The sequence below is a fragment of the Mycobacterium sp. 1164985.4 genome, from assembly GCF_001668575.1.
Classification (GTDB): Bacteria; Actinomycetota; Actinomycetes; order Mycobacteriales; family Mycobacteriaceae; genus Mycobacterium.
Map to the genome: position 1 here is coordinate 42,946 of NZ_LZMD01000038.1, position 14,315 is coordinate 57,260.

Consider the following 14,315-nt stretch of genomic DNA (forward strand, 5'->3'; position numbering starts at 1 on the left):
CGTCACCCAGAGTCGTTGTCAACCATGGACTATCGTCAGGCCCGCAACACCCTCTAGGACATCGAAGTTCCCGTCCTGCGTGACTACCGGCAGCTGCCTGGCGGCCGCGATTGCAGCGATCCATAGGTCATTGATCCGGACCCGTCGGCCCGCCTCGGCCACGTGGACGCGTAGCAGCGCCCAAAGTCGAGCCGCCTCTTCGTCGACCGGAAACGCGGTCATATCTGCGACCGCATCCAGCGTACGAAGGCGACGCGCCCGGATCTCCGGGGTCCGCGCCGCGAGGACACCTGCATTCAGTTCGGCGAGAGTTACCACCGTCGTGGCCAGCTGCTCCGGAATCAGTGACGTCTCCAGTTGCCGCCCGTTCTCGTCGGCGATGAAGACCGAGGTGTCGAGGATGCCGGCCACGGGCCGATCGGTCGTCACAACTCGTCGAGGTCGTCGGTGGTTTCACCGGCGAGCTCCGCGAGGTCATCACGCAAGCCGGGATCCGCCTGGCTGGTTTGGAGCCGCTTGACCAATTCTGCCTTCGACACCCACCGCCGACGTTTCGGCTCGACAGCGGCGATCACCGCGACGGCTCGTCCATTCACCGTGATCGTCACCTCTTCGCCTGCTTGAACGCGACGAAGCACGCCAGCCGTGTCGTTTCGCAGTTCGCGGGAGGCCACCGTGGACATGCTACGAGCGTAGCACTTATGTAGCACATAGGTGGCCCGACCGAGTAAGACGCCGACAGGTACTCCACGGTGGTCATGCGGTCGCTTCCCAGTCGTAACGGCTGTCGAGTAACGCCGTCACGCTTCTTGACTGCCAAGCGCGGCCGTCAGGAGCGCGTTGACCCGACGAATTCAGCACCCGCGCGGCCGCTGCGCGAGTCACTCCGCACCCGTCTACCAGCCAACACACATAGCCGAGGAGGGCCTGACGGCGCTCGGACCAGGGCAACCCGGCCTGGGGAAGCGTTGGTGGCCAATCATTTTCGTGCGGAGTCACTGGCATAGCAGTCGCAGCCTGCGCGACGACCCTCTCGAGACTCTCCACCCCTGCCGCGGCCAGCGCCACCCGATCGAGAGCGTCGACGGCCTGCACCTCGCACCGCAACGCGTGGTCGATTTCGTTTATGCCACCCGCGTCGGGGACGGGCCAGAAATCGTGGCCCACCAGCAGGTCGAGTCCGTGCCGTTGCAGCACCAGGCTCAACCGACGGTAATGCTGCTCGCGTCCGAGGTCCGCAAGCGGATCAGGCATCCATATCGGCAGCCGGGTCGCGATCGCCCGGGCTACCGCTGCGACGACGGCTTCGACCTCGGTCAAGTGGTCGTGCGAGGCGGGCGCGCCTGAGGCGAAAGCAAACATCGCGGCGATCGTTACTGAGCGCGGCTCGGCGCGGGCCGTCAATTGTTCACAGCGGCGGACGGTTTCGTCGTCGCCGAGCACGATGACCGATGGTGCGGTCGCGTTGTTGGGTCGAATCAAGGCCAGCTCCCCTCGGCAGGCGAGACACCGGGCCGGGCTGAGGCGGGGCGTCTTCGAAGTTGATTCGACGGTATCGGGACCTGCCGACAATTCTGTGCGTCCGCGACGAAGTTGCGAAGTCCCGCCCCCCGGAATGGGAAGACCCGACGGGACAAATTTTAGGGCACGCGCGTCGCCGATACCCGCCTGTACAACGCCTGCGAGTGCGGGACAGGTCTATGACGTGGTCAGGACACCGCCGCACCGAGCTCCGCGTAGACGGCGGCTTCGAACTTGAGGATTGTCTCGACCATCTTGGCGTCGAAGAACGGCAGCAACTGCGTGGCGATGACGGCGCCGATCCCGGCCTTGCGGTCGATCCAGAAGAAGCTGTTGAACAGTCCTGACCAGTCGCCCGAACCGGCACTGCGCATCCCGGGTAGATCCGTCAGGTACAGGTGAAAGCCGAGGCCCCACCCCTGCGGCACGTCGAGCAGCTCGACCGGGTTGGCCAGCTCGGGGACGGTCGGTTCCATCTTCTTCGGTAGTGGCGCGCCGTCGAGATGGTCGCGCAGGGCGAGTTCCACGGTCTCCTGTTTGAGGATGCGCGTTCCGTCGAGTTCGCCGTCGTTGAGCCAGGCGCGTACGAATCGTCCGTAGTCGGCGATCGTGCCGTAGGAGCCGTGGCCGGCGGCGTCCCACTCGGGGTCGGCGGGCAGGTCGAGGTCGGTCGGTACGAGGCTGCCGTCCGCCGCGCGAAAGCGGATGGGCAGCAAGCGAGAACGCTGCTCGTCGCTAGGGGCGAATGTCGAGTCGGTCATCCCGAGTGGTTCGTAGACGTGCTCGGCGAGGTAGTCGGCGAGCGTCTGGCCGCTCACGGCCTCGACGACCATGCCCAGCCAGTCAGTGCTGACGCCGTACTCCCAGACCGTGCCGGGATCATTGACCAGCGGCGCGTGGATGCCCTGCTTGAGTCCGTCGAGCGGGGTGGGAAAGCTCTGCTCGGTGCAGAAGGTGAAGAGCTTCTGGTTCATGAAGTGATACCCGCAGCCGGCGGTATGGTTCATCAGCTGCCGGACAGTCGCCTGCGTCTTGGGCGCGCGCAGGACCGGCTCGCCGCCCTCGAAGCCATCGAGCACTTGGAGCTCACCGAATTCCGGCACGATCGAGGCGACGGGCGCGTCGAGGTCGACGCGGCCCTGTTCGACGAGCTGCAGCGCGGCGGTCGTGGCGACGGCCTTGGTCATGGATGCGTTGCGGAACATGCTGTCGGGCTTCGCATCACCGGCCACGCCTTCGTAGAGCACGCCGTCGCGGCCGACCACTGTGGCGGCGATGCCATGTAGCGACCCGCCGGCGGTCACGCAGCTCAGTAGGTCGTCAATACGCTTAAACCCCATCTAGAACTCCTTTGCGTGGGGATTTCGAGTCATCATCGCACGCGTGAAGGGCCACCGGAGGTGCACACCCACCGTAGTCGCAGCCGTGACGACCCGCCGGCTGTGCAGGGAGTCTCGCGGACAAGCGCGATGAAAATCCCGCGATAATCTCATGCGCTCAACGGCTTCCCGTGCACGATCCGGCCCGCAAGCGGAGCTCAAAAAAACTTGCCTCGGGGGCGTTTGTTCACCCGCCCCTCAGCATCTCGCAATAATGGCTTAGTGCGATTGTTCCGCGATCAGCTGACACGGAAGATTCGCCATGTCAGATGACTCCGTGGACCCGCTCCTCCTTGGTCAGCGCGTCATAGCCATCCTGGAAACCGGACTACGTACAGCGACGTACAAGCTGGCGACGTTGTTGGCGCTCCTCGAACACTGCATCGAGAACCTTCCCGATCCGCCTGGTGAGCCGCTGAAGGTACCGCTGGTAGAACTCGCTCACCGAATACTTGACATCTACTGGCCGCAGGTGCGGCCGTTTGATGGACACGAACTACGCCAGTCGACACAGCCGCGCGCGAGGATCTTGATCGCCGTGAATACGTTGCGTGCTGCTTCGGGTCGTTCGGCAAGGTCGGTAGATGTGGCGCGGCTACGTGCGCCGGCCGCCTATGAAGCCGCGATCGACGAAGTCGTCATGTGCCTCGCACAGCAACCGTTGCACCGGCTTCAGAGACTGCCGGGCTCGTCGACCAGCGACCCTTTCATATACGACGACTCGTTTCTTCACGACCACGTGTCGCGATCGACGCTGCGCGAGCACGACGATGCGATCGAGCTGAAGCCCGGAGTGCCGTACTCCCTGGCTCGTCTCGCAGGGCTGCTCAAGCCGGCGCTGGGAATCATGTGGGTCGAAGACGTGCGCCGGATGAACAAGTTTCTCGACGCTGAGGTCCCGGATGTCGCTGGTCATCTGTTCGGGCGGGAGCGCACAGCTCTAGCTGCGGTACGGAAACCGTTCAAAGAGGCGTTCGGACCGCATTGTTTCTACTGCCGTGCCCATTTGCCGACGAACAATCCGATTGACCACGTCTTGCCGTGGTCGCTCGCGGGGATCGACGGGTTATCGAATCTTGTTCTCGCATGTGCGAGGTGCAATGGCGACAAGAGCGGAGCGTTACCCGCGGTGCGCCTCGTTGACGAAGTGCTGCAACGGGATAGGCAAGTCCTCGAGCAGATAGCTTCGGACCTTCAGTGGCCGACGCAGCATGAGCGTGTCATCGCAGCGGCACGCGGAATCTATCGCGGGCAACCAAGCGGAGTGCCAACGTGGTCGGGTTTCAAAGCTGTCGAGCGGCTGGACATCAGCTTTCCACCGCCGTGGATTATTTCGTGATCGCCTGACGCAACTGCTTGAGCCTCCGGCGAATTGGTGTCGGTGTCATATGCTGCAAGTTCAGCGGTGGGTCAAGATCAGCCAACACATCGCGTTCGAGTCGCCCGAGCGAGTCCCTGTCGTCGTAGGGAATGGTGACGAGCCGAAGGTGGCGGTGCATCCATCGAGTGAGACCCTCTTCGTCGATCTGCGTGACACCATTGGAGTGCGCGACGACCGCGCCAAGTGTGCGACGGAATGTAGAGAACTCGTGGTTTCCTCCCAGATGCATCGTCATGACGCGGAGCCACAGTGTGTTGTTAGAACGCATCCCGCTTGGCCAGCGAGTCGCGCCTGCGAGCCCTGCATAAATAAGTCCCGGGCTAACCTTTAGGCCGAGACCACGGCTTAGGTCCTCGGCACCCTCCTCGTCGACCCACCAGCTGTATAAGCCCGGCGAGTCGCTTGACGTTCGGCCTCGACCAATGAACTGCTGCGGCGATAATGCTGCGGACACATCGCTCAGCGCCTGCACGCACCGCTCGACATCCTCGGCGGCCGTGACTACTTCGGTAGCGGTATTGCCGTACCAGGCAAGGCGCGGCCCCATCTGCAGACCGTGGAGCGGGTCAACGACACGCGCGCCGCGCTTCTCCAGCCCTGGGCGCACCACGTCGAGATACGCCGACCCTGCGTGAATCTCGATGATCTTGTCCTGCAGCGGTCCAGCGAGCAGCTCTAGTCTGGCTGCCACCCATATACCCCACGCCCTGCGGTAGGACGCTGGAGTCTCGGGTAGATACCGCTCGCATGGCGCCAGCCATTCGTCGGGAGCGACGAGTCCGTGTTCGGCGGAGAGTATGAACCACGGAACGCGTGCCTTCTCGGCGTATGCCCGCTGCTTCTTGAATAACGGCGACGTGTAGAGATCCTTTGCAGCGGAAGGTCGAGACGCCTTCGACTTTACGCACGTGACAAGGATGATGTCCGCGGCCGAGTTGTCGATCATGCGACCGCAACCGTCGACGCTTGAAAGACCTCTGTTGGCATCGACCGATGCAACCGCCAGGTAATCGCCATCGGTCGGTCGCCTTCGTGAGATACGTGATCGGCGGGCCCGAGAAAAATGTACGGCGATGCGCCTAAGTCATTCGTTTTGGCTTCACGGACGAAGAGAAGGACGTGGGAGCCTCGCTCGCGATGGTGGATATAACGCTGTCCGGTCGGCGATGTGGACGAGGTCGTCGACTGCGACTCCCAATGAAACAGCTCTGGGCTCAACGCGAAGTCGCGATACATCGTTGTGGGAGAGTAATCACGGTCGGATTTCTTCAAGGTGATGAGGAATGCGTCGGCATTGACGGACTGGCACCACGCCACACCTTCACGCATCGTGCTCGGCATCCGCTGCAGAGAAGCAAACCCGAGAGCGGCGAGAATTTCCTCACGAGAGTAGGTAGCGTGCACCTCTAGCGGCACATCTTCCAGCTCGGGCGCCAAGCTTCCTAGGTCGTACGTGGTTCGCCGCGCAGCGTCGAAAGCAATGTCGACGACTTGTCGCATCTCATCAGCTACGGGCTCATTCCGAAGGGCGTCAAGACCCATTGAAATACTGTCGAATCCTCCACCGCTCGGGAATAGCGAGAAGAACAACATCTCGGCTAGCCGCTTTGCAGCGGGGCTGGACGTGTCGATGCGCCCTTCGAGCATCGACTTATAAGCCGCCCATCTTCGTCGATCGTCCACGTGTGTAAGCGCACGCACCCGCTTGACCAGATCAGGTTCGCGCGCGCCGGTTGAGCGATCGATCTTGCCGGCCTCTCTGCAGAGAGTGGTCCAGGAGCGATTGTTACGCAGTATGTCTGCGAGGGCCCGTCCAGATACATCAAGGTAAGACGCCAAGCGGTCGTCCGGAAGAGCACGCACCTCCGAAACCAGCGCAGCCCATCTCGGCGCCACCTGCTGGCGGATGTTCTCAAGCACCAGCGTTTGCGCCACGCGATCCAAGATGATCTGGCTGCCCGACGGCAAGAATGGAAAGCCCTCCTCGACTTGCCGCTGCAGTGCCTTTCCGCCAACACCGCTCATGGCCCGGAATCGCTGGTCGAATCGGAATTCGCGGCGCTGATGGCCAACGAAATCCAATGCGGTCAGAACTGTCTTACCTTGGGTCAATCTAAGACCGCGCCCCAACTGCTGCAGAAAGACGGTCGCGCTTTCGGTCGGGCGGAGGAAGAGGACGGTGTCGACCTCTGGGATATCAAGACCTTCATTAAAGAGATCCACCGCGAATACGCTATTGATCTCGCGATTCCTCAACGCTTGCAATGCTTCTCTGCGATCTGACGCTGATGTCTCGGCCGAGATCGCTCGGGCAGATATACCGGCTTCCACGAAGCGTTGCGCCATATATCGCGCATGGTCGACGCTGACACAAAAGCCCAAGGCGCGCATTTCTCCGATGCCACAAACCTTGTCGCGAAGCTCTTTGATGACGATTCGCGTGCGCGCATCATTGCCGGTGTACAGGCTGTTCAGGTCTGAGAGGTCATATCGGCCGCGTCGCCATTGGACGCTTTCGAGATCCGTCCCGTCGTGAATGCCGAAGTAGTGAAACGGGCAGAGGAGGTTCTGCTCGAGCGCCTCCCACAGTCGCAGCTCTGCGGCAACACGCCCGCCGAAGAACTCCCGAACGTCGACACCGTCAGCTCTTTCGGGTGTCGCAGTGAGACCGAGGAGCTCCAAGGGCGCGACGTGGTCTAGCAAGCGCCGATAAGACGTCGCCTCGGCGTGATGGAACTCATCGACCACGACCACATCGAAGTGTTCGGGTTCAATCTCCGAAAGCCGACGTGCAGAAAGCGATTGGATGCTCGCGAACACGTGACGCCAGCGTGCCGGCTCCTGTCCATCGACCAACATCTCACCAAACGACGCGTCGATAAGTACCTCCTGATACATCCGCCGTGCTTGTTGCAGGATCTCCTTGCGATGTGCAACGAAGAGCAGCTTCAAGTCACGGTTGTGAACGTCACGAACCAGACGTCGGTAGTCGAGGGCAGCTATGACGGTCTTGCCAGTACCCGTCGCGGCCACGATGAGATTGCGATGCCGATCGTGAATGGTCCGTTCGGCGTCAAGCTGCTCGAGCATCTCGGCTTGATAGGCCTTCGGGTGTACCTCCAGCCCCGAGAGCGTGATGGTCACACGATCGCTACTGCGACTCCCGGATGCTGTCTCAAGAGCCACGCGCAGGCGGTCGCCGTCATCGCTCGGCGAGTAAAGCTCGAATTCCCTGTTTTCCCAATAAGAATCGAATGTAGCGCGGAACTTTTCCAGTAGATGAGGTGTTGAGATCGCGGACAACCGCACGTTCCACTCGAGGCCGTCGACGAGCGCGGCATGAGACAGGTTGCTCGAACCGACGTACGCAGTGTGAAATCCAGTCTTACGTCGAAGCAACCAAGCTTTTGCGTGTAGGCGAGTGCGGTCGGTCTCGTAATTCACCCTGACTTCGGCGCCGAATTCGTTCACTAGGGCGTCTAGCGCGCGTGGGTCGGTCGCGCCGAGGTAGGTCGTCGTGATAACCCGTAGCGGTACACCGCGTCGCTGTAGTTCTCGGAGCTTATTTTCCAGTAGTCGGAGCCCCTGCCATTTCACAAAAGCGCAAAGAAGGTCCACTTCATCGGCGCTGCCCATCTCGGCGCGCAGTTCAGCCGCCAAGGTGGGCTCGTCACGCGCGTTCGTCATGAGGGCGGCGTCCGAAAAGGGCGTCGCGGGACGGGGTAAGCGAAGAGTGCCAAGTGCCGTTGCGGCAGCCACTTCATCGAGTTGAGTGATTTTTCCAGGTTCAACGACCTGGAGCGCCTCACCTGCCGCAAAGGTTTCTGGAAGCACATTGAGGACTTGACGAGCGATTTCTGATCGATCCTCTGCCGAACGGGCTGCGCGTAGCGAACGTTCAATAACCGGGAAGAGATGGCGTGCGATCGCCACGCTCTGTTCCGCGTCGCCCACGTTGCTGTACTCCGCGCGGGCGGCATCCTCCAGTGCCAGCTGCCGAATAAGGCGCTCTGTCAGCAGCGACTCATAAACCCCCAAGTCCACGGGGCGGAGGGTAGCCGACTCTTGCGACAAATCGCGTCAGAACTCTACGCACAGGAACCGCGAATGAATCAGGACTTCGCTTCGTGGATAACCACAGCATGCTCAGCCGAATTGCTGTGCGAAGTCTGCACCCCGTCGTCCTCATGCGCTCGAAGTCAGACTTGAGGTTGTCTGGATGGCGAAGCCGACGAGGAGCCGCAGCAAATCGGTGACTCGGCAATCTCTGAATATCTGGCAGACCTTCTTGGGGTAGCTCGCGGCAAATATCCGGACCCCAAATACCGCAGAAAATCAGCGGCACTCTCAATCCGGCAGTTGGTCAAGCCAGTCCGATTCCCCGTCCATAGGCGCGCCTTTGATCACGACGAGGGGGACGCCCGGCTCGGGGAACTGCCGCAGGACTGCGAGGTTACTCGCTGCGATAGCGCGAGCGTCATAACCGATCGGCAGGCCGAGCCTGATGAGGTCTTGCGTCAGCGCGGGGGCTCCGACGCGGTTGGCCAGCTCGGCGAGCCGATTGTTGTCAAGATCTGTGGCTCCCTGCTCTTCCGGCTGGTGTTCGGTGGAGAAGATCTGCTGAACGAAGCGCCACGTGATGCCGCTCGATTGCGACTGGCCGGCCACCACGAAAGACGCGTAGATCGCGCGATTGTCGTATGTCTTGCTAGCCGAGTACTTGTCGAGGAAGTCCACGAATCGAAGGTTGACGCGGAGCGCTCCGGTTTCCAGGCGTCGTCCGATCTCCTCGCCCTGGGTGCGAACCATTCGCCCGCTGAACGGACATAAGGGATCGACGTAGAGATCGACCTGCCCAGGTGCATTCGGGTCCCCGATAGCGATCGCATCCCCCGCTGGCGCCGCGACGGCCGCCCGCGCTATTCCCGTCGCCGGTCCACACATCAGCAGCAGCACGACCACGGCCGCGACCGCCCCATAAGGTCTCATTGTCCGATGCACCCTTGTCCTTCCATAGTGTTCATCTCTCGAGCATTCTCGCGGGCCTGATTCGCGCCGTTCCAAACAGTCAGCGTGTGGGAGAACCGTCAACACATCAGCCCGTTATGCCATGTATTTCACATCAGCTCCAGGTTAGCGATGACATGACAATGTACTAAGCGCAAGAGGATTCAGTGCTATCGGCAATCCAATCGGGACAGTGCTGTCGTCGACGCGGTCCGCCGCGCTACAGCACCAACCCCGACCGCACCAACTCCACGCTCTCCGCGACGATCTGCCCCAGATCGCCAACACACCCACCGCGGCCCCAGTTCTCCACGGCCACAACCAGTGCCGCCGCCAACACCGCCCCCGCCACCTCGGCCTTCAGCTCGATGCCCGGCACGTCGGCGTAACGCGTCCCCACAAAATCGGTGATCACCGCCGCGAACGATGCCTGCACCACCCGCAGGTGACCGGCCGCCCGCTCTCCGATCAGGCTCGCCCGCAGCAGCGCCGCCTGGCGCACCACCTCCATGTCATGAGGGAAGCTCCCGACACTTGCCATGACCGCATCGAAGAGCGACTCCGACACCGGTCGCCGCGCCAGCGCCTCGGCCAGCCACTCCAGGTGCGTCTCGTAGTCCGCGAACAGCACCGCTTCCTTCGTCGGGAAGTGCCGGAAGAACGTCCGCTCCGTGACGCCGGCCTCCTCAGCCAGATGCGACACCGTCACGTTCGCAAACCCGTCCTGCGCGAACCGGGCCAACGCGACCCGCCGCAGCGCCTCCTTTGTCGCCTGGCTGCGCTGCTGATGCAGGTTCACGGGCATCGCCATAGTCCCGCGATCGTATCGCACAAATATGTCAGAACCGCCATAATTGTGTCAGTACTGACATACCCTGGCTCGCATGAGTGACTATGACGCCATCGTCGTCGGCGCCGGCCACAACGGGCTGACCGCCGCCGCCGTCCTCCAACGCGCCGGCCTGCACACGGTGTGCCTCGAGGCCAACACCTACGCCGGCGGCATGGCCGCCACCGTCGAACTCATCGACGGCTTCCGCTACGAGATCGCCGGGTCCGTCCAGTTCCCCACCCCCAGCGAGATCACCAAGGACCTCGGTCTCGACACCCTGCCCACCGTCGACTCCGGCGTCATGTCGGTCAACATCGGCGAGGCCGGCGAAGAAGCCATGGTCTTCTACCGCGACCCGATGCAACTGATGACCCACCTCGCCGAGAAACACGGCACCGACGCCGTCACCGGCATGGCCGAACTCATCGCCTGGAGCCAAGGCCCCGCCCGCGCACTCGGGCGCTTCGACGTCCGCAAACTACCCAAGACCATCGACGAGATGTACGCCTGTGCCACAAGCGAATCCGAACGCCGCGCCATCCACGAGACCTTGTTCGGCTCGGCGATGGACGTCATCGACCGCTACCTGCCCGACCGGAAGCGTCACGCCGTCATGCGCGGCATGCTCGCCTTTCTCGCCATCAACTCCACCTATCGCGGGCCCTACACCCCCGGCAGCGCAACCTGTCTGGCATTCGCCCTCGCCGTCCCCGAGGAGGGAACCGCGATGATGACCAAACTCGAAGGCGGCATCGGCGCCCTCACCGAGCACCTGCGCGAGATGTTCGAAAGCCGCGGTGGCGAGATCCGCTACCGCACCAAGGTCGAACAGATCCTCGTCGACAACAGCAAGGTCACCGGCGTCCGCTGCAAGGACGGCCACACCATCACCGCACCCGTCGTCGTCTCCAACCTCTCCCCCGATACCACCCTCGCCGAACTCGTTGTACCAGAGCACCTCTCGCCCCAGCTACTCGAACGACTCCAGGGGCGCGACCACCGCGCCTCCTTCGTCCAGATGCACTTCGCCCTCGACGGCCTCCCCGAGTTCGCCCCGCCGTACGACCTGCTCAACGAGCCCGGCATGCAGCCGTCCGTTGGCATCTTTGGATCACCGGAAGAGCAACAGCGTCAATGGGAGAACGCCTGCCGCGGCATCGTCCCCGACAACCCGTCGCTCGGTATCCAGATCCCGTCCGTGCACGACCCGAACATGGCCCCGCCCGGCAAGCACGCCGCCAGCGCCTATGCCTACGCGTTCCCCGTCGAGACTCCCCGCGACCAGCATGGCCACCTGAAAAATGAGATGGCGCAACGCGTCATCGACAAGATCACCCGCTACGCGCCGAACTTCAAGGACATCCAGATCCGGCACATCACCTTCGCGCCGTACCACATGAATACGATGTTCGGCGCCCCCGCCGGAGACTTCTGCCACGGCCTGCTGCACCCAGACCTCATGGGTCCGAACCGGCCCGGCCCGAAGGGATTCCGCGATCTACCGATCGGCATCGACGGGCTCTACCTTGGCGGCGCCGGATGCCACGGCGGCCCCGGCATCACGTTCATACCCGGCTACAACGCCGGCTATCAAGTGCTCGACGACCTCGGCTGAGACCCAACTCCTAGCCGCCGATCCGGACATTCGCTACTTCTCGATCCCGTCCGGCGCGACAATAGTGAACGGCGCCCGCCGGACACGGCTGCCTCGGCACCGGAGTTCAGAGAACCTGCCAAGGGAGGTAGAGCATGAATCGGCCCTTATCCATCGTGGTGGGTGCGGTGCTCTTCGCCGTCGGCGCGATAGGTACGGCGATCTGGCTGTGGGTCAAGCGGAGGAAGGCGGCGCGTGCAACGCCATAGGATCGGCTAACAGTGCGCGATAGGCCAACCTCGCGTCGAGCCCAATTCAGCTAAATAACAACAGCTTTGCCCCCAGTGGCTGCCACCGATTCTCCAGCCCCAGTGGGTGCCTGGCCCATCAGCTCCGCCGTGGGGATACAGTGCCGGCGGGCACGGCAGCGGCAGGCATGGGACACGGGGACTAGATCGTCGGTGCCGGCAGACCCCGGCACACCCGCAGATACTCCGGATAGTCCCAGGACGCCAAGAACTCCTCCGCGGCATGCAGACCGCGCTGATAGAGCGCGTCGCGCTCATCGGCGGAGATGTCGAAATCCAATGTGCCGATTCCATCGGAGGGGATGAAGATGGTGCGCCGAACGGTGCACGGGTCGTCGATATAGGCGGCGTCCTGATCGCTGATCAGTGTTTCCAGCGCGCCGAACGCCAAGGACAGCGGGCCCCTAATCTTGTGGGTCGGCGGCATACCGGGCGGCGCCGAGAGCCGGATACCGAATGTCGGCCACCGCGGCCGCTTGTCCCTGTCGAACAACTCGACCGGAAAGTTCGACAGCAGACCACCGTCCACCCAGGTCGCACCACTGACCTGTACCGGCTCGAACGCGAAGGGCACCGCCGACGACGCGCGCACCGCACGGGCCACCGAGAACTCATCGGGGTCCACCCCGTAGTTCGGCAGATCCCATGGGATGCGGACCAGCCTGCGCCGCGACAGGTCACTCGCGGTCACCACCAGCGACCACGCGTATTGTGTCGGCTCTTCGCCGGTGCGCAGATCACCGAACGTCCGTACGCCGAGATCACCCAGCAGGCCGATCAGCAGGTTCTCCAGATAGTCGCCCTTGTACAGCCCGTCGTTGGCGATGAGCGACAGCGCTGGGCCGACGACCGGTATCCGCGTGAGCAGCGTCGGGTCCGCGAACTTCGAGTAGTCGATGCTCTGTGCGAGCTCGTCCAGGCGCGACAGCGGTTCTCCCGCCGCCTGCAGTGCCGCCACCATGGACGCGACGACCGCGCCGGCGCTCGAGCCCGCGACGCGCGGGAACTCGTATCCGGCAGCGGCGAGCGCATGCACGGCACCGACCAGGCCGATACCTCGGACGCCACCGCCCTCACACACCAAATCGGCCCGCTCCGCACGGCTTTGACGCGAGGTCATGGTCGGAACTGCAGGATCCGGTCGTCGCCGTCGCGGGGGCTGCCCCGTCCGTCGCGGTTGCTGGTGGTGAACCAGAGCGCGCCATCGGGTGCGGCCACGACGGTGCGCAGTCGCCCGTACTGTCCGACGAACAGTGCGGCCGGATCCGCCAATGAGCCGTCCGCCCCCACCGGTATCCGGTACAGCCGCTGGCCCCGCAGACACGCCACCCACAGCGAGCCGTCGTGATACGCCAATCCGGACGGCGACGCTTGATCGACCGGCCACTGGATCACCGGATCGGTCAACCCCGGGGTGTCCGCGCGGCCCTCAGCCATCGGCCACCCGTAGTTGCCGCCCGACTGGATCAGGTTGATCTCGTCAAACCGGTCGGTGCCGTACTCGGTGGCCCACAGCCGCCCCGCCGAATCCCACGCCAGCCCTTGGATATTGCGATGTCCGAACGACCAGACCGGGGAAGCGGGATCGGGATTGTCCGACGGGATCGAGCCATCGGCATTGATGCGAAGGATCTTTCCGCCCCAGGACGACCGGTCCTGCGCCAGCCCCGGGTTGCCGGTCTCGCCCGTGGTGATGTACAGCTTGCCGTCCGGGCCGAACGCGATGCGCCCGCCGTCGTGGACCGAACCCGCGGGAATGCCGGTGAAAATCGGCGACGGCTCGGTGAGCGACGTCCCGTCGAAGCGCATCGTCACCACGCGGTTGTCCTGTGCGGTGGTGATGTAGGCGTACACCGTTTGGCCCGCGGTGGCCAGGCCGAGCAGGCCGCCCTCACCGCGCGCCGCGACGCCAGCCACGCCACCGACGTTGTATGCCGTGCCCGGTTGCGCCAGGCGCTGGATCGCCGCGCTATCGCGTTTGGCGATCAGCGCGCTGCCGTCGGGCAGGAACGCGATTCCCCACGGCACAATCAGATTGGTGGCGACGGTGTCCGGCCCGCCGCCACTCGGCTGTCCGACCGCCGTGGGGTCGTTGGCGGACGCGAAGGCGAACGAGACGGCCGTGGCAAGCGCCAGGGCCGCGCGCGTCAGGCGCAGAATTCCGTCCGCCATATCTCGAGTGTCGCGCGGACCACCTCGTGAGAAGGTGCTTTCAGCTGAGATGCCCGGTCGCTCACGGCTGCTCGCGCAGCCGATCCTCACGAGTGCCAGCAAGCCTGCGATATGCAGTATG

12 protein-coding genes are annotated in these 14,315 nt (G+C 63.4%); 2 read left to right on the forward strand and 10 right to left on the reverse strand.

What is annotated here, in order from left to right; translation table 11 throughout:
- Positions 1-18: 18 nt before the first annotated feature.
- The 4 genes from A5650_RS05350 to A5650_RS05365 form a co-directional block, all read right to left on the reverse strand.
- A complete protein-coding gene (locus tag A5650_RS05350; protein WP_156744015.1) occupies positions 19-429 on the reverse strand; it encodes a type II toxin-antitoxin system VapC family toxin in 411 nt (136 codons plus the stop codon).
- Positions 426-683, reverse strand: coding sequence for a type II toxin-antitoxin system Phd/YefM family antitoxin (locus A5650_RS05355; protein ID WP_067287140.1), 258 nt, complete (start codon positions 681-683; stop codon positions 426-428). Before A5650_RS05355 ends, A5650_RS05350 begins: the two co-directional genes overlap by 4 nt.
- Positions 684-756: 73 nt before the next feature.
- On the reverse strand, positions 757-1,482 hold the full coding sequence (locus tag A5650_RS05360; protein ID WP_156744016.1) for a hypothetical protein: 726 nt from the start codon (positions 1,480-1,482) through the stop codon (positions 757-759).
- 227 nt (positions 1,483-1,709) lie between these two features.
- Positions 1,710-2,861 carry a serine hydrolase domain-containing protein gene (locus A5650_RS05365; RefSeq protein WP_067287145.1) on the reverse strand — a complete coding sequence of 384 codons (1,152 nt, stop codon included), beginning with the start codon at positions 2,859-2,861 and terminating at the stop codon, positions 1,710-1,712.
- A gap of 301 nt (positions 2,862-3,162) precedes the next feature.
- Between A5650_RS05365 and A5650_RS05370 the strand changes: the two genes are divergently transcribed.
- Complete coding sequence (locus tag A5650_RS05370) at positions 3,163-4,239, forward strand: HNH endonuclease (RefSeq protein WP_067287147.1); 1,077 nt, start codon at positions 3,163-3,165, stop codon at positions 4,237-4,239.
- Here the strand turns inward: A5650_RS05370 and A5650_RS05375 are convergent.
- From A5650_RS05375 to A5650_RS05390, 4 genes are all read right to left on the reverse strand, one after another.
- The gene (locus tag A5650_RS05375; RefSeq protein WP_067287150.1) at positions 4,229-5,227 is read right to left on the reverse strand and encodes a DUF6884 domain-containing protein; all 999 of its coding nucleotides are present in this window, start codon (positions 5,225-5,227) and stop codon (positions 4,229-4,231) included. The genes A5650_RS05370 and A5650_RS05375 overlap by 11 nt on opposite strands.
- Positions 5,224-8,325: a DEAD/DEAH box helicase gene (locus A5650_RS05380; protein ID WP_082950620.1), complete on the reverse strand. Its 3,102-nt coding sequence runs from the start codon at positions 8,323-8,325 to the stop codon at positions 5,224-5,226. Before A5650_RS05380 ends, A5650_RS05375 begins: the two co-directional genes overlap by 4 nt.
- A gap of 303 nt (positions 8,326-8,628) precedes the next feature.
- Positions 8,629-9,270, reverse strand: a complete 642-nt coding sequence (locus tag A5650_RS05385) for a DsbA family protein (RefSeq protein WP_067287155.1) — start codon at positions 9,268-9,270, stop codon at positions 8,629-8,631.
- 238 nt (positions 9,271-9,508) lie between these two features.
- On the reverse strand, positions 9,509-10,099 hold the full coding sequence (locus tag A5650_RS05390; protein WP_067287159.1) for a TetR/AcrR family transcriptional regulator: 591 nt from the start codon (positions 10,097-10,099) through the stop codon (positions 9,509-9,511).
- A 73-nt stretch (positions 10,100-10,172) separates the two neighbouring features.
- Between A5650_RS05390 and A5650_RS05395 the strand changes: the two genes are divergently transcribed.
- Positions 10,173-11,735 (forward strand): phytoene desaturase family protein, encoded by a 1,563-nt coding sequence (locus A5650_RS05395; RefSeq protein WP_067287162.1) that lies wholly within the window; start codon positions 10,173-10,175, stop codon positions 11,733-11,735.
- Between the two features lie 429 nt (positions 11,736-12,164).
- On the opposite strand, the gene A5650_RS05400 is transcribed toward A5650_RS05395, so the two are convergent.
- A complete protein-coding gene (locus A5650_RS05400) occupies positions 12,165-13,142 on the reverse strand; it encodes a patatin-like phospholipase family protein (RefSeq protein ID WP_067287166.1) in 978 nt (325 codons plus the stop codon).
- Positions 13,139-14,194: a PQQ-dependent sugar dehydrogenase gene (locus tag A5650_RS05405; protein WP_082950621.1), complete on the reverse strand. Its 1,056-nt coding sequence runs from the start codon at positions 14,192-14,194 to the stop codon at positions 13,139-13,141. The genes A5650_RS05400 and A5650_RS05405 overlap by 4 nt, the downstream gene beginning before the upstream one ends.
- Positions 14,195-14,315: the final 121 nt, after the last annotated feature.